The organism is Lacrimispora sanguinis, from assembly GCF_044987295.1.
Taxonomy (GTDB): Bacteria; Bacillota; Clostridia; order Lachnospirales; family Lachnospiraceae; genus Lacrimispora; species Lacrimispora celerecrescens_B.
Window position 1 is genome coordinate 110,856 of the sequence record NZ_CP173277.1, and the last position, 17,169, is coordinate 128,024.

Annotated in this window: 14 protein-coding genes; 12 read left to right on the forward strand and 2 right to left on the reverse strand. The window is 44.2% G+C overall.

From position 1 onward, the window contains the following. The first annotated feature begins 1 nt into the window (after position 1). The 12 genes from ACHZES_RS00505 (at position 2) to ACHZES_RS00560 (ending at position 15,780) form a co-directional block, all read left to right on the forward strand. Positions 2-562: a DJ-1 family glyoxalase III gene (locus ACHZES_RS00505; RefSeq protein WP_395547336.1), complete on the forward strand. Its 561-nt coding sequence runs from the start codon at positions 2-4 to the stop codon at positions 560-562. 16 nt (positions 563-578) lie between these two features. After that, the gene (locus ACHZES_RS00510; RefSeq protein WP_395547335.1) at positions 579-2,024 is read left to right on the forward strand and encodes an extracellular solute-binding protein; all 1,446 of its coding nucleotides are present in this window, start codon (positions 579-581) and stop codon (positions 2,022-2,024) included. 3 nt (positions 2,025-2,027) lie between these two features. Then, on the forward strand, positions 2,028-5,003 hold the full coding sequence (locus ACHZES_RS00515) for an EAL domain-containing protein (protein WP_395547334.1): 2,976 nt from the start codon (positions 2,028-2,030) through the stop codon (positions 5,001-5,003). Positions 5,004-5,116: 113 nt separating this feature from the next. Then, positions 5,117-6,403 (forward strand): trigger factor, encoded by a 1,287-nt coding sequence (gene tig, locus ACHZES_RS00520; RefSeq protein WP_154520870.1) that lies wholly within the window; start codon positions 5,117-5,119, stop codon positions 6,401-6,403. 134 nt (positions 6,404-6,537) lie between these two features. Next, on the forward strand, positions 6,538-7,125 hold the full coding sequence (gene clpP / locus ACHZES_RS00525) for an ATP-dependent Clp endopeptidase proteolytic subunit ClpP (RefSeq protein WP_395547333.1): 588 nt from the start codon (positions 6,538-6,540) through the stop codon (positions 7,123-7,125). Between the two features lie 157 nt (positions 7,126-7,282). After that, on the forward strand, positions 7,283-8,584 hold the full coding sequence (clpX, locus tag ACHZES_RS00530) for an ATP-dependent Clp protease ATP-binding subunit ClpX (protein ID WP_038280756.1): 1,302 nt from the start codon (positions 7,283-7,285) through the stop codon (positions 8,582-8,584). Between the two features lie 78 nt (positions 8,585-8,662). Next, positions 8,663-10,981, forward strand: a complete 2,319-nt coding sequence (gene lon / locus ACHZES_RS00535) for an endopeptidase La (RefSeq protein ID WP_038280757.1) — start codon at positions 8,663-8,665, stop codon at positions 10,979-10,981. Positions 10,982-11,079: 98 nt separating this feature from the next. After that, positions 11,080-11,679: a ribosome biogenesis GTP-binding protein YihA/YsxC gene (gene yihA, locus ACHZES_RS00540; protein WP_038280759.1), complete on the forward strand. Its 600-nt coding sequence runs from the start codon at positions 11,080-11,082 to the stop codon at positions 11,677-11,679. A 67-nt stretch (positions 11,680-11,746) separates the two neighbouring features. Then, positions 11,747-12,616: a transporter substrate-binding domain-containing protein gene (locus tag ACHZES_RS00545; RefSeq protein WP_038280760.1), complete on the forward strand. Its 870-nt coding sequence runs from the start codon at positions 11,747-11,749 to the stop codon at positions 12,614-12,616. A 182-nt stretch (positions 12,617-12,798) separates the two neighbouring features. Further along, entirely contained in the window at positions 12,799-13,593 is a 795-nt protein-coding gene (locus tag ACHZES_RS00550; RefSeq protein WP_395547689.1) for an amino acid ABC transporter permease, read from the forward strand. Continuing rightward, entirely contained in the window at positions 13,594-14,337 is a 744-nt protein-coding gene (locus tag ACHZES_RS00555; RefSeq protein ID WP_395547332.1) for an amino acid ABC transporter ATP-binding protein, read from the forward strand. Positions 14,338-14,886: 549 nt separating this feature from the next. Next, positions 14,887-15,780, forward strand: a complete 894-nt coding sequence (locus ACHZES_RS00560; RefSeq protein ID WP_404820307.1) for a Gfo/Idh/MocA family protein — start codon at positions 14,887-14,889, stop codon at positions 15,778-15,780. Positions 15,781-15,886: 106 nt separating this feature from the next. Here the strand turns inward: ACHZES_RS00560 and ACHZES_RS00565 are convergent, their stop codons facing one another. Both ACHZES_RS00565 and ACHZES_RS00570 read right to left on the reverse strand, forming a co-directional pair. Beyond that, complete coding sequence (locus ACHZES_RS00565; RefSeq protein WP_395547331.1) at positions 15,887-16,849, reverse strand: GNAT family N-acetyltransferase; 963 nt, start codon at positions 16,847-16,849, stop codon at positions 15,887-15,889. Beyond that, the gene (locus ACHZES_RS00570; protein WP_154520863.1) at positions 16,846-17,154 is read right to left on the reverse strand and encodes a hypothetical protein; all 309 of its coding nucleotides are present in this window, start codon (positions 17,152-17,154) and stop codon (positions 16,846-16,848) included. The genes ACHZES_RS00565 and ACHZES_RS00570 overlap by 4 nt, the downstream gene beginning before the upstream one ends. Positions 17,155-17,169 lie beyond the last annotated feature (15 nt).

Consider the following 17,169-nt stretch of genomic DNA (forward strand, 5'->3'; position numbering starts at 1 on the left):
AATGGGTAAAGTATTTGCGTTTTTAGCTGATGGATCAGAGGAAGTGGAGTTATTGGCAGTTGTGGATATTTTAAAGAGGGGTGGCCAGGAGGTGACCCTTGTTTCTGTTACGGGGAAACGGGATGTGGTAAGTGCCCATCAGATAAAAATCCAGGCGGATTATGAGTTTTCAGAAGTAGACTGTAAACATGCCGATGTTCTGTTTCTTCCCGGTGGAATGCCGGGGACCAGGAATTTAGGTGCCCACGAGGAACTATTAAATTCTTTAAAGGAAGCCCATAAAGAGAACCGGAGAATCGCGGCGATCTGTGCAGCTCCAAGTATTTTAGGAAAGCTTGGTATCCTGGAAGGGAAAAAGGCAACCTGCTATCCAGGCTTTGAACCGGAGCTTAAGGGAGCCTTATATACAAAACAGGGAGTTGTTACGGATGGGAATATAACGACCGCCAGAGGGCTTGGCTATGCGCTGGACATGGGAATTGAACTTCTGGGACTTCTGACAGATAAAGATCATGCCCTCCAGGTAAAGGAGGCCATCCAATACGACCATAGTACCATGTGATGGGGTAGGTGAGCGTATGAAAAAAAGATGGGTATTGCCGGTTATGGCTGCTGTTTTCATCAGCCTTCTTACCGGATGTGAAAAGAAAGATCCATACGGATTATCGGAAAAAGATCCGGTCACCATTACCATCTGGCATTATTACAACGGCGTCCAGAAGGAAGAATTTGACCGTCTGGTGCAGGAGTTTAATGAAAACGAAGGAAGAGAAAAAGGGATCATTGTCAAGGCGTTTAACAAGGGAAGCATTGACGAACTGAGCAATCTGATCAATGAAAGCATTGAAAAGAAGATTGGATCCGATCCGCTGCCTGATGTTTTTTCCGCTTATGTGGATAAAGTATATGAAGTGGATCAGATGGGACTGGCAGCAGATTTAAGCAGTTATCTGACTTCGGACGAAATTGGGGAATATGTGGATGCCTATATGGAAGAAGGCAAGTTTGACAGCACAGGGGCGATTAAGGTATTTCCTATCGCCAAATCTACGGAGATTCTTACTGTGAACAAGACGGATTGGGACAAGTTTGCAGAGGCAACAGGAGAGACAGAAGAAGCTCTTTCCACCTGGGAAGGGATCACCCGTGTGGCTGAGTCCTATTATAAATGGACGGACAGCTTAACGGAAGAACCGGACGATGGAAAGGCTTTTTTTGGACGGGATGCGTTTGCTAATTATATGATTATCGGCAGCCTTCAGCTGGGCCATGAAATTTTTAAGGTAAAAGACGGAAAAACCGTCCTGGATTTTGATGAGCAGACCATGCGGAAGCTGTGGGACAATTATTATGTTCCCTATGTAAATGGGTATTTTGGCTCCTACGGGAAATTCCGGAGCGATGATGTAAAGACAGGCCAGCTTGTCGCCTTTGTTGGGGCAACCAGTGGTATCGCTTATTTTCCAACCTCAGTGACCCTTGAGGATGGAACCAATTATGCCATAGAAAGCAAGCTTTACCCTCTTCCGAATTTTCAGGGAACCGTTCCTTGTGCAGTACAGCAGGGGGCCGGTATGATGGTGTTTAAATCTGAAGAAAAAAGAGAGTATGCAGCAACGCTATTCCTAAAATGGTTTACATGCGTGGGACAAAATATGAAGTTTGCCATTGGCTCCGGTTACCTTCCGGTAAAGAAGGCTGCCGGTAATGAGGAGCTGTTAAAACCCTTCCTGACGGAAGCCGGCGAGGACAGCGGGGCATCACAGAACCTTCTGATCGGCCTCAACACGGCAAATCAATACCGTCTTTACACTTCTAAACCTTTTGAAGGCGGCGACCGCGCCAGAAACGTGCTGAATTCCGCAATGGTTTTAAAGGCAAAAGAAGATTACGAAAAAATATGCAGCCTTATGGAACAGGGAGTGAAACGGGAAAGCGCAGTTGCAGAATTTGTGACAGAAGAAAATTTTGATCAATGGTACAGGGACACAATGGAGCAGTTGGAAGCGATTATTGGAGAGTAATTTATGAAGAACAAGAGAAGTGAATCCATTCGCACCCAGCTGCTGGGACCATTGCTGATCCTGCTGGTTTTGCAGGCTGCGGTTATTGCAGGGCTGGTACTGTTTGGCGGAGTTTCCATCAAATTAAAGAACAATGAAATCCACATATTAAGTGAAAATACAGAAAGCACAAAGCTGGGCCTTGAGAAGGAGACCTTACATCATTGGGTCGTTATGTTTAATAATTCTGAATTCATAACTGCCGGAATCCAGCAGGTGCTGGACAGTGAGGGACGTAAGTCAAAGGATATCTTTACGGATTATGAACTGAATCGGAAGATCGTTGATAAGGTTATGGAAAAATCCATAGAAATGCTCCATTTAAGCCATGCGACGGGAGTTTTTATGGTCTTAAACGGCCCAGCGGCCATGAACAGTCCGGTTGAAGTGAAAGCAGGCTTTTATATGCGAAATTCCAATTCAGGAGGCTATTTAAAGGATAATTCGTCCTTGCTGATGGAAAGGGGGCTGCCATCCATAGCGGAGAAATACGACATTCCTCTGGATTCTTTCTGGGAACTTGGTTTTCAGGAAGATGAGAATAATAAAGCCGCTTGCTTCTATAAAAAGCCTTATCTTATGGCAGTTCAGAATATGGCTGGCCAGGATGATGCCATGAAATTTGCTTACTTAAGTCCCCCTTTCCGTTTAAGTCCTAAGGATATGCAGGTAATAACCTATTCCATCCCAATCATTCTTAATGACGGCACCGTTGTGGGAGTATGCGGACTGGAAATTACTTTAAACCAGCTTGAACAGATTCTGGGAGAAGATCAGACAAGCGGAAACTTTGAGGAATGCTGGCTTTTAGGTATCCGGGACAAGAAGACAAAAACCATTGTTCCTGTCGCTTATTCCGGTTATTTATACAATCAGTATTTTAACGAGAGCCAAAGGATTGATTATGAGGACAATGAGGAAGAGAGCATCAGTGAGCTCACGTCTTCGGAAGGAACCAAATGGTATGCCAGCATAAAAAGTCTTGATGTCTATGGAAACAACGGGCCCTTTGAGGAGGAAGAGTGGGTATTAGCCGGTATCGCACGCCAAAAGGATCTGTTGTCTTTTTATAATGCAATCCGGCGCATGCTTCTTGGTTCCATGGCAGTACCCCTTGTATTCAGCCTGTTGGGGGCGTTTGTCATAGGAAAGATCGTGACGGAACCTATCCGCAGACTGATTGTGGAATTAAGAGGAAAGTCGGGGAGCAGAGGGCTTTCCCTTAAACGGGTACATATCAGAGAAATCGATGAGCTGACAGAAACCATCGAACAATTAAATCAGGATGTGGAAAGAGCATCGTCAAAGATTTCAAGTATCCTGGAACATGCCAACATTCTGATCGGCGTATTTGAATTCGAGGAAGAGGCTGATCGTGTATTTTGCAGCCGCTCTTTGTTTCATATGCTGGACTGGGGCAGCATAGAAGAGCCATACTGTTACATAAAAACAGCGAAATTCAAGAAATACATGGAGAGGACCTTTACCGGAATTAAGATAAAAGGGGACCGTATTTTGCAGTGCCTGGAGGGCCCGGAAGGGACGCGCTGGGTGGAATTTATTCTGGATGGATCAAAGAAAGGGACAATTCTTGGCGTGTGTTCGGATGTGACTGCCGATGTAGAGGAAAAGGAAAAGCTGGAGCGGGAGAGAAATTATGACCTTCTGACGGAAATTTACAACCGAAGGGCATTCCGGGAACAGGTTGCGGCTGCGATGAAGAAGCAGAAAAAGAACGTCTCTGCACTGATCATGTGGGATCTGGATAATTTAAAATATATTAACGATACATATGGGCATGATGAAGGAGACCGGTACATTGTTCTCTTTGCCAACTGCTTAAAGATATTCTCGGAAAAGGGAGGGATCGTAGCCAGATATTCCGGAGATGAATTTGTTACCTTTATGGAAGCTGACGAAAAGGAAGAAGTCAGAGAGAAAATCCGGGAATTCATGAAGCATATTCAAAAATTCTCACTGAATACGGGAGGGGGATACCAGTTTCCCATCCGTGTTTCGGGAGGGCTGTCCTGGTATCCGGATGATGCGGCAGATTTTGAGACCTTGTTCAGTTATGCGGATTTTGCCATGTATATGGTGAAGCACAGTGTAAAAGGTGTGGTAAAGGAGTTTGATTTAAACGAATATACCCATAATTCCTACATGCTTGCCGGCAGTGAAGAACTTAACCGGATGCTGGACAAAAAAGAGGTTCGTTTTGCATTTCAGCCAATTGCAACGAGGGAAGGTACGATTTACGGATATGAGTTGCTGATGCGTCCGAAATTTGCTAATATGAAAGGAATCAGTGAAGTGTTAAATCTGGCAAGAGCGCAGGCAAAGCTTTCCCAGATGGAGGCTCTCACCTGGTTTTCAGGACTTAAGGCTGTTATGACGGAGGCTATGGCCGGGCAGCTGGGAACGGACGAGAAGCTGTTTATCAATTCCATTGCAAGCGTATGCTTAACGGAAGAAGAGCAGATGGAGCTGGAAGAAACCTACGGAGAACTGCTTCACCGGATTGTTATTGAAATGACAGAAGGTGAACCGGTAAGCCATGATTTCATGCATCGCAAGATCGACATGGCGAGGCGGTGGAAGGGGCAGGTGGCTGTTGATGATTTCGGGACAGGATATAACAGCGAAGCCATTCTTCTGCGTATGAGGCCGGATATCATTAAGGTGGATATCAACCTGGTAAAACGGATCCACGAAGACCAGAACCGTCAGATCATTTTAAGGAACCTTTTGGATTTTGCAAAGCAAAACAACATAACAGTTCTTGCCGAGGGAGTAGAAACGCCGGAAGAGCTGGAATTCCTTATGAAATGCGGGGTTTCTCTGTTCCAGGGGTATTATATTTCAAGGCCGCAGATGGAGATCAGGCCCCTCGACCCCTACATCGTGAGGCGCATGCAGGAGTTTTCAGGAAAAACCTGATTTAATCGTAAATAATGCTGGAATTTACGGGACGAGTATGGTATAATGTTAAATTGAAGTGTAACGCCCTGTTGATTTGGCGGTTCACATATATTTCAAGGAGGAACCCTTTAATGAGTTTACAAGTAGAAAAATTAGAAAAGAACATGGCAAAATTAACGGTAGAAGTGTCGGCGGAGGAGTTTGATAAGGCTCTTACTGCGGCTTACAATAAGAATAAGGGCAGATTCAATATCCCTGGTTTCAGGAAAGGGAAAGCTCCTCAGGCCATGGTTGAGAAGATGTATGGAGCAGGCATTTTATATGAAGATGCAGTAAACGAGGCTCTTGACGCAACCTATGGTGATGCAGCGGAAGAAAGCGGATTGGACATTGTATCCAGACCTGAGATTGACATTGTACAGGTAGAAAAGGGTAAGACCCTGATCTATACGGCAACAGTAGCTGTTAAGCCGGAAGTAACACTTGGCGAGTATAAGGGAATCGAAGTGACCAAGGCATCTGCTGAAGTGACCGAGGAAGATATTGATTCCGAATTAAAGAGAGTTCAGGAACAGAACTCCAGACTTGTCTCTGTAGAGGACAGAGCCGTAGAGAACGGTGATCAGACGGTGATCGACTTTGAAGGCTTTGTAGATGGAAAGACATTTGAAGGCGGAAAAGGTGAGGATTATCCTCTTACCATTGGATCCCATTCCTTCATTGATACGTTTGAAGATCAGCTGATCGGCAAGAATATTGGAGAAGCGTGTGATGTTAACGTAACCTTCCCAAATGAGTATCATGCAACGGAACTGGCAGGAAAGCCTGCATTATTTAAGGTGACCGTTAAGGAAATCAAGAAAAAAGAACTTCCTGAGTTAAATGACGAGTTTGCAAGCGAAGTTTCTGAATTTGAAACATTGGAAGAATACAAGAACGACATCAGGGAAAAGGTTGCTTCAAGAAAAGAGAAAGAGGCAGCAACAGAGAATGAAGATCATGTGGTAGAGAAGATTGTTGAAAATGCTACCATGGAGATTCCTGAGCCGATGATCGACAGCCAGGTGAACAACATGGTTAACGATTATGCAAGAAGAATGCAGAGCCAGGGCCTGTCTCTTGACCAGTATATGAAATTTACAGGCATGACTCTTCAGTCCTTAAAAGAGCAGATGAAGCCACAGGCTCTTAAGAGAATCCAGACAAGACTGGTACTGGAAGCTGTTGTGAAAGCAGAGAACATCACTGCATCTGACGAAGCGGTTGAGAAAGAAATTGCCAGCATGGCAGAAGCTTATAAGATGGAAGTGTCTGTGGTAAAAGAATCTCTTGGAGAGATCGGTATCCAGCAGATGAAGGAAGATCTTGCAGTTCAGGAAGCAGTAGATTTTCTTGTTGCAGAAGCAAAATTAGTTTAAGAAGTATCCCTTGAATAGATTCCTGGCATTTTGTCCGGAGTCTATTCGACTTTGATAAGAGATATCCTGCGGGTATCCCTTTACGCCCGGAAAGCGCAGGCAAAATATAGGAAAATCAGACAGGAGGAAGACAGATGAGTTTAGTACCTTATGTCATTGAATCAACCAGCAAGGGCGAACGCTCTTACGATATTTATTCCAGACTTCTTAAGGATAGGATCATTTTCCTTGGAGAAGAGGTATCCGATGTATCAGCAAGCCTTGTTGTGGCTCAGCTGTTATTTTTAGAGGCAGAAGATCCGAATAAGGACATCAACCTCTATATCAACAGCCCCGGCGGTTCCGTTACCGCAGGCATGGCAATTTATGATACCATGAACTATATTAAATGTGATGTTTCTACCGTTTGTATGGGCATGGCAGCCAGCATGGGAGCATTTTTGCTGGCCGGCGGAGCAAAGGGAAAACGGTTCGCTCTTCCAAATGCGGAGGTTATGATTCATCAGCCATCCGGCGGAGCAAAGGGCCAGGCCACAGAGATCCGGATCGTAGCTGAGAATATACTGAAGATAAAGAAACGTTTAAATGAAATCCTGTCCGCAAACACTGGCCAGCCTTATGAAGTGATTGAACGTGATACAGAGCGTGACAATTACATGAATGCGGAAGAGGCGAAAGCATATGGCTTGATTGATGATATCATCTACAGCCACGACCGCTAATCCCTTAAGCCCAGGCAGCCAGGACGATTAATAGGAAACACCCTGCGGGTATCCCTTTATGCCCAGAAAGCAGGGCAATGCAATAGGAAACACCCTGCGGGTATCCCTTTATGCTCAGAAAGCAGGGCAATGTATTAGGAAAGAATGAGGTGTGTATATGCCGGTCAGAACAGACGACAAGATCCGATGCTCTTTTTGCGGGAAAACCCAGGACCAGGTAAAGAAACTCATTGCCGGTTCCAATAATGTCTACATCTGTGACGAATGCATTGATTTGTGCGCAGAGATATTAGAGGAAGAATTTGACAGCCATGAGGATGACGTACCTGATTTTGGTGATATCAACCTGATGAAGCCAAAGGAAATCAAGGCTTTTTTAGATGAGTATGTCATTGGTCAGGATAACGCAAAAAAAGTATTGTCTGTAGCAGTCTATAACCACTACAAAAGAATTACTTCCAGAAAAAAAATGGATGTGGATGTGCAAAAGAGTAATATTCTGATGTTAGGTCCTACCGGCTCTGGTAAAACCTATCTTGCGCAGACGTTGGCAAAGGTCTTAAATGTTCCGTTTGCCATCGCAGATGCCACCGCCCTTACAGAAGCCGGTTATGTGGGCGAGGATGTTGAGAACATCCTTTTAAAGCTCATCCAGGCGGCTGATTATGACATCAGCAGGGCAGAGTATGGAATTATCTATATTGATGAGATTGATAAAATAACAAAGAAGTCGGAAAATGTGTCCATTACCAGAGATGTTTCCGGCGAAGGCGTACAGCAGGCCCTTTTAAAGATCCTGGAAGGTACGGTTGCAAGCGTTCCGCCTCAGGGAGGAAGAAAGCATCCTCACCAGGAACTTTTACAGATCAATACGACCAATATTCTGTTTATTTGCGGCGGCGCCTTTGATGGATTGGAAAAAATCATTGAACGCAGGTTAAGTGCCGGTTCCATCGGCTTTAATGCGGAAATCGTAGATAAGAACAAGACAGATATTGATGATCTTCTGAAAAAGACCCTTCCTCAGGATCTTGTGAAGTTCGGATTGATACCGGAGTTTATCGGCCGAGTACCGGTTACCGTATCTTTAGAGCTTCTGGACCGGGAAGCGCTTGTGAAGATTTTAACAGAACCGAAGAATGCTCTGGTTAAGCAGTATCAAAAGTTGTTCGAACTGGATGATGTGAAGCTTGAGCTGACCAAAGAAGCAGTTGAGCGGATCGCAGAGCTGGCAGTGGAGAGAAAAACAGGTGCCAGAGGTTTGCGTTCCATTATGGAAAGCGTAATGATGGAAATGATGTACGAGATTCCATCTGACAGCAGCATCGGAATCTGCACGATTACCAGGGATGTTGTAGATAAAAAGGGTGAGCCGGAGCTGATTTACAGGGACACGGCAGTCCCGAGAAAATCACTGGCTCAGAAGTTAAGAAAAGATAAGACAGGCGAGATCGCATAGGTCCCTGCATGAGTCGGGAAGGTGTTACAGCGAGAAAATCTGCTGGAACACCTTTTTGAATGCAAAGGAGAGAACACAATGGTGGATAAGACAATCACAATGCCAGTTATCGCCCTGCGAGGCATGACTGTTCTTCCCAAAATGATGCTGCATTTTGATATCAGCCGGACAAAATCCATTGCGGCTGTGGAGAAGGCGATGGTAGGAGATCAGAAAGTATGTCTGGTTACACAGAAGAATTCTGAGGAAACCGACCCTGGAATCGAGGATTTGTATCAGGTCGGTACCGTGGCTCTCATCAAGCAGCTGGTAAAGCTGCCGAATAATGTGATCCGCGTTATGGTAGAAGGTATGGAGCGGGTAGAGCTTTTGACTCTTGACAGCGAGGAGCCCATGCTCATCGGTGAAGTTGAAAAGACTTTGGAAGCAGATGATTCCATTGATTATATTGCAAGAGAAGCTATGATCCAGATCATAAAAGAAAAGCTGGAGGAGTACGGCAAGGAGAATCCAAAGATTGCAAAGGAAGTACTTCCGGGTCTTATGGTGCTTGCAGAACTTGGTGAACTTTTGGACCAGACTGCCGTACAGCTTTCCTGGGATTACCGGGTACGCCAGCAAGTGCTTGAAAGCGCTCTTTTAGAGGATCGGTATGCGCTGGTTGTAAGGCAGCTGATGACGGAGATCGAGGTCACAAAGGTAAAACGGGAATTACAGTCCCACGTTAAGGAACGGATCGATAAGAACCAAAAGGATTATATCTTAAGGGAGCAGCTAAAGGTGATCCGGGAGGAACTTGGAGAGGATAACCCTCTGTCCGATGCAGATGAGTACTTAAAGAAGCTGAAAGCGTTAAAGGCTAATAAAGAGACCAAGGATAAGATTCAAAAGGAGATTGATCGATTTAAGGCGATGCCCGGTGGAAGTCAGGAAGCCAATGTGGTTCGTATGTACCTTGAGACAGTCCTGGAGCTTCCGTGGAAGAAGCTTTCAAAGGATGATAACAGCATCGCCCATGCAGAGGGGATCTTAAATGAGGATCACTACGGCCTTGAGAAGGTAAAGGAGCGGATTTTAGAATATCTGGCAGTCCGTGTGCTGACCAAAAAAGGATCCAGTCCCATTATCTGCCTGGTAGGACCTCCTGGAACAGGAAAGACTTCCATTGCCAGATCAGTAGCAAAGGCGTTAAATAAGGAGTATGTAAGGATCAGCCTTGGAGGAATCCGGGATGAAGCGGAGATCCGCGGACACCGGAAAACTTATGTGGGCGCCATGCCCGGCAGGATTGTAGAGGCTATAAGGCAGGCAGGAGTTAGCAATCCCTTAATGCTCCTTGATGAAATTGACAAGGTCAGCAGTGATTATAAGGGTGATACTTCTTCCGCCCTTTTGGAGGTGCTGGACAGCGAGCAGAACGTAAAATTCAGGGATCATTATGTTGAGATTCCCATTGATTTATCGAATGTGCTGTTTCTGGCAACGGCCAATACCACGACAACCATTCCGGGGCCGCTTCTTGACCGTATGGAAGTAATTGAAGTAAATAGCTATACGGAGAATGAAAAATTCCATATTGCAAAGAATTACTTAGTAAGAAAGCAGCGGGAAAAGAATGGGCTTAAGCCAAATCAGGTGTCTATATCAGACGAGGCTCTTGAAAAGATCATTCACCACTACACCAGAGAGGCCGGAGTCAGGAATTTAGAAAGGCGGATCGGAGCTGTTTTCAGAAAAGCTGCAAGAGAATTCCTGGAAGATGGAAAAAAGGCGATTGAGATAAATTCAAACGACTTAGAGAAATATTTAGGCAAGGAAAAGGTTCTCTTTGAGGATGTAAATGAAGAAGACCAGGTGGGAATCGTAAGAGGTCTTGCATGGACCAGCGTCGGCGGCAACACCCTTCAAATTGAAGTCAATGTTATGCCGGGAAAGGGAAGCCTTCAGATGACCGGACAAATGGGAGATGTCATGAAAGAGTCCGCCCAGACTGCTTTAAGCTATATCAGGTCTGTATGCCCGGAATATAAGGTAAAGGATGATTACTTTGAAAAACATGATATCCACCTTCACATTCCGGAAGGTGCCGTACCAAAGGATGGCCCGTCGGCAGGAATCACCATGGCAACGGCTATGCTGTCTGCTGTCACAAACCGGAAGGTAAACGCCAAGGTGGCCATGACAGGGGAGATTACTCTTCGCGGCCGTGTCCTGCCCATTGGAGGCCTTAAGGAAAAAATTCTGGCTGCACGTATGGCTCATGTGGAGAAGGTTCTGGTTCCCGACAGGAACCGCCCGGATATTGCAGAACTGTCAGAGGAAATCATCGGAGATCTGGAAATCATATATGTGAAGAACATGCCGGAGGTTTTAAAAGAAGCTTTCATCCAGGAATAGAAGCATAAGTATGCCCAAAAAGCATGGGCAGGAAAGAGGAAATACCCTTCGGGTATACCTTTATGCCCAGAGAACATGGGCAGGAAAGAGGAAACCATATGATCATTAAATCAGTTGAGCTGGAGACTGTGTGTGGAATAACCAGTAAGCTTCCGGAGAATACAAAGCCGGAGTTTGCCTTTGCGGGCAAATCCAATGTGGGAAAATCTTCTCTCATAAATGCCCTGATGAACCGCAAATCCTTTGCCAGAACCTCGTCCCAGCCGGGGAAGACTCAAACCATTAACTTTTATAACATCAATGATGCTTTATACTATGTGGATCTTCCTGGTTATGGATATGCCAAGGTATCATTGGAAGTGAAAGCAAAGTGGGGGAAAATGATAGAAAACTATCTTCATAAGTCCTCCATGCTCCGTTGCGTGTTTTTGCTGATCGATATCCGCCACGAACCATCGGAAAATGATAAGACCATGTACGATTGGATCGTACACAATGGCTACCAGCCAATCATCATTGCAACCAAACTGGACAAGCTCAAGAGAAGCCAGGTGCAGAAAGCGTTAAAAGTTCTTCGCACAGGGCTTGGGATTGGAAGTGATGTAACAGTGATTCCTTTTTCTGCAGAGACCAAGCAGGGCAGGGAAGAAATATGGGACTTAATTTCAGAATCCGTAAATAGTCTTGACAAGGAGTAAAAATCTTTTTATAATGAACCTATTTATTACATAGAGTTCATCTAGGTAGGAAGAGGAGAAAACAGTTATGAAAAAGATAATAAGAAAAATCGTATCAACTCTTATGGCAGCAACCCTGGCAGCAGCCTTTCTGACTGCCTGCGGAGGCGGTAATTCCGCCACAGGCACTGGTAAGGAAACAGGAGATAAGAAGGTATTAAAGGTTGCCATGGAGTGCAGTTACGCACCATATAACTGGACCCAGCCGACAGATGCAGGCGGAGCCGTTCCTATTTCCGGAAGCTCTGATTTTGCTTATGGCTATGATGTCATGATGGCTAAAAAGATTGCAGATGAACTGGGCTATGGACTGGAGATTGTTAAGCTGGACTGGGATTCCCTTGTTCCTGCTGTTCAGTCCGGAAAAGTTGACTGTGTCATTGCCGGTCAGTCCATTACCGCAGAACGTATGCAGTCCGTTGATTTTACAGATCCTTACTACTATGCGACCATAGTAACCCTGGTAAAAGCAGGAGGCAAGTATGAGAATGCAAAGAGTGTTGCTGATTTTGCCGGAGCAACTGCTACTTCACAGTTAAATACCATCTGGTATGATAACTGTCTGCCTCAGATTCCAAGCGCAGATATTCAGCCTGCCCAGGAATCCGCACCGGCTATGCTGGTATCTTTAAGCTCCGGAAGATGCGACCTGGTAGTAACAGACAAGCCTACCGGACAGGCAGCGTTAGTTGCTTATCCTGACTTTAAGCTCCTTGATTTCACCGGAACAGAGGGTGAGTTTAAGGTTTCTGATGAAGATGTGAACATCGGTATATCATTAAAGAAGGGCAATACGGAATTAAAGGATGCCATAAACGGAATACTTGCCAAAATGAGCAAGGATGATTTTAACAAGATGATGGAAGAAGCGATTTCCGTTCAGCCATTATCAAAGTAATCCAGTTGAGAAAACCCCGCACGTTTATCGGATGCAGGAATGCAAACAGTCCTGCGCCTGGCTCATTGCATGCGGGAATAAAAATAGAATCAGGTCTTGCTGGCACGGAACAAGAGTGTTCTTCTTTCGTGCCGCTTGTTCTGTTTCGAGGGAGTACGAGAAGGAGAAGGTAGAACATGTCTTTGCCATCAGATTTTTTTGGAAGAATTGTATTTATACTGCAGCTTTATGGCCCTTCCTTTTTAAGCGGGGCAGGAAAGACTATGGCAATTGCCATTGTCGGCACATTCATCGGCTGCATCATCGGTTTTGCCGTGGGAATTATCCAGACAATTCCGGTTTTAAAAAGTGATAATCCGATAAAAAGGTTTTTATTAAAGTTACTAAAATTCATTTTAAATGTTTATGTGGAGGTATTCCGCGGAACTCCTATGATGGTTCAGGCCATGTTTATATTTTACGGTTCTTCCGTACTGTTTGGCATTAACATGTCAACCGCTTTTGCTGCCTATTTCATTGTATCCATTAATACAGGGGCATATATGGCTGAAACCGTGAGAGGAGGAATCCTTTCCATTGACCAGGGACAGACCGAGGGAGCCAAGGCCATCGGTATGACCCATTTTCAGACGATGGTCAATGTTATCATGCCTCAGGCACTGCGCAATATCATGCCTCAGATCGGCAATAACTTAATTATCAATATTAAGGATACCTGCGTGCTTTCCGTTATCGGCGTGGTGGAGTTGTTTTATGCCACAAAGGGCGTTGCAGGCGCGTATTATACCTATTTCGAAGCATTTGGCATCACCATGGTCATTTATTTCATCCTGACCTTTACCTGTTCCAGAATCCTTCGTTACTGGGAGAAGAAGATGGATGGTCCAGACAGCTACGATCTGGCTACCACGGATACGCTGGCTTATACCAGCGGCCTGGTTAAATTCCCAGATCCTAAAGAGAAGGAGGATAAATAAATGACAGGCGAAAAAGTTTTAGAGATCCATCATTTGAGTAAAACCTTTGGAACGAATGTGGTGCTGCGGGACATTGATTTCTCTGTCAATGCCGGCGATGTGACCTGTATTATCGGAGCCTCCGGCTCCGGAAAGTCAACACTGCTGCGCTGTATCAATCTGCTGGAAACTCCTACTACCGGTGAAATCCTGTACCATGATGTAGACATTACAGACCGGAAGATGAACGTTCCTTCCTATCGTACGAAAGTAGGTATGGTGTTCCAGAGCTTTAATTTATTTAATAACATGACTGTTTTGGAAAACTGTTTGGTAGGCCAGATAAAGGTGCTGAAAAAAGATAAGGAAGAAGCCAGAAAGAAAGCGATGATGTATTTAGAGAAGGTAGGCATGGCTCCTTACATCAATGCTAAGCCAAAGCAGCTTTCCGGGGGGCAGAAGCAGAGGGTGGCCATTGCAAGAGCCTTGGCCATGGAACCGGAGATTCTGCTGTTTGACGAGCCAACTTCCGCACTGGATCCCCAGATGGTAGGGGAAGTGCTTGCGGTTATGAGAACTCTGGCAAATGAAGGCCTTACCATGATCATCGTAACTCATGAAATGGCATTTGCCAGGGATGTGTCCAGCCGTGTGGTCTATATGGCAGGCGGCGTAATTGAAGAAGAGGGTGCTCCGGCTGATATTTTCGGGAATCCAAAGAAAAACTCAACAAAAGAATTTTTAAACCGGTTTATGCAGGGATAAGAAAAAGCTGATTCAGGATGATAATACTGAATCAGCTTTTTTGTTAATTAAAGTGAGAATTCTATACCCATCCCGCTTTTAGTTTGATTGATTTTTAAGTTTGTCATCCCTTTTCGCTTTTCTGCCCTTCTTATGGATTGGAAGAATTATTATAAATGGAGTAACTATACTTTCGGCCATAACCGGTATGCTATCGTGCCTAATATGGATAGTATGGACTGTATGCAAAGTACATATTTATTTTTAGATTAAATATCGTTTCATAATTATTTATTATTCCAATAAGTGGATAATTCTGATATAATATTTGCAATAGATAATTATAGGGTATAATGTGAAGCGTACTGGATTTATATTAGATTCACCAAACCGCGATAACATAGGACGAACAGGTGCCAGAAAATATTAGGTTCAAAAGCGCGGTAAAATAAGCATATAAAGTGTATTAGAAGGGAGTAGACAAATGAAAACAATACACTGGGGAATGGTTGGCTGTGGTGATGTTACCGAAAAAAAAGCGGTCCCGGCTTTTATAAAGCGTGTAACTCAGTGCTTTACGGTGTAACAAACCGTACGCGTTTAAAAGCGGAAGATTATGCCATGCGGCACCGCGTAACCAAGGTATATGATAATATTGATGAAATGTTAAGCGACCCGAAAATAGATGCTATATACATTGCCACACCACCAGGATTTCACAAAGAACATGCCATCAAGTGCGCAGAGGCTAAAAAGCCATGTTATATAGAAAAGCCGGTTGCGCTTTGCTATGAAGACCATATGGAGATAGTAAAGGCTTTCGAGAAAACCGGAGCGAAAGCCTTTACTGCGTACTACAGACGAAGGCTGCCGCGTTTTTTAAAGGTAAGCGAGCTTTTGGAGCAAGGCGCAATAGGCGAGGTGCGATTTGTACATATTTCGTATTACCGTCCGGCTTATGAAAATGAAAAGGCGGGTAAAGACTGGCATATAGAGCCCGATATTTCAGGCGGTGGAATTTTTATGGATATAGCCGTACACCAGTTGGACATACTGGATTTTTTATTCGGTAGAATAAATGAAGTAAAAAGTCTTTTTACAAACCAAGCGCATTATTATAAGCCAGAGGATATGCTCAACGTTTGTTTTTCCTTTGAAAACGGCATACAGGGCAGCGGTGATTGGTGTTTTGCCGCCGGTACAGAGAAAGATGTAATTGAGATTATAGGCAGTAAGGGGCGTATTTCGTTTGAATGCTTCGGCACAGGGGCTATTATTCATGAAAACATAAGTGAAAACGGATTTACAGTTCGTGAACTACCGGTTGAAACGCCTGAACACATACAGCAGAATCTTATTCAATCCATTGTAGATGAATTAAACGGTGAAGATATTTGCCCAAGTACATTGTACACGGCCGCAAGGACGGCGTGGGTTTGTGATAAGATTTATGGAAAAATGTAAAGCAGAAAAGCACCAACAGGAGAGGATGATGTGCCCCCAATAAGTTAGATTTTTTGGTCTAATTTATTGGGGGCAGCTCAGAATATAATACTGAATCCGTTTTTTATTAATTAAAGTGAGAATTTCCTGACAAAATCCTTTCATCAATACGCCGTACAACGCCATGGGTATAAGGTACAAAATATTTGGACCAGAAACCATATGCGGCTGGATTGATGCTCTCAAAGTCTACACCGAGGTGAGTGTAACCCTCAGCTTTCAAGGTTTTTATCACATGATCCAGCAGACCTTGATATACTCCTTTGCCTCGATGCTCCTCCAGACAGAATGCACTGTTAATATGGCGGTAATTTGGATATTCAGTTATAAAGGTTTCGCCAGATTCTGAAATTTTTAAATAAGCACAAGCTTTGCCCTGGTATAGAGACACAAAGCATCGTTCATGATTTTTTGTGCACGTATCACAAAAGGCTTCCAATGTTTCTTTTTCACGGTTCATAAAAGTTGGACTATTGTTAAAATGTTTGTTTAACATTGATTCAAGTGGGTATGCCAAAGCGTACTCGCTTGATGAAAGTTCTAAGAACTCATATTCTTCACAAGTCCTGCAGCCAAATGGCTCCATAGGGCGGATTGAATCAATGCAGCGTAGACCAAAACCGTATTTGAAAAATTGATTCTGAGCGATTTCGTCATGTGCATATAAGCAAATACCATGACTGACAGCACCTGCACGTACCCACTTGCGGGCAGCATCCTGATACATGGCTGCATAAATATTCGCTCTGTTCTTAAGCGTTGCCGCATTGGCCCACATAGGGGAAAAAACGCCCGTAACGTCAGTAGAGTGAAATGCATTGTTAAAAGGCATGACACTGCACAGGAACCCAACCATTTCATCATCTTCAAATGCTGCGACACCCAGACCGTTATCGGCAAAGCAGGTTAAGTCAGGGAATTCATCAACACATGGCAGAGCCGGTACCTGACAATGCTCTTCTTTGTAGCAGGTTAGTGCCAGTGCGTTTGCCATGCTAATATGTTCCCTGGCAAAATCAACGATTATCATATTTCATTACACCCCTTTTTGTCATGGGCAATGGACAAATTTTGCTCTCCCTTAACGGTGACCGGAATTCCCTGCTTCTTAAGCTTACTGTCATGAACCGGTTTTGTAAAAAGATCTCGTACTTTGATTCTGATAAAGGTTTTTGCTGCTTTGATGAAAACAACAAAAATAAATATGGGAAGGATGACGGTTAAAACCAACCTTACCTTGAAACGGAACTTTTTTTTCTTTAACTGTTTCAAATATAGCTGATATTGGTCGTTTATCTTCGGAAACAATGTTTTCTTTGTCTGAATTTTTCTCAAAATAATTCCCCCTTG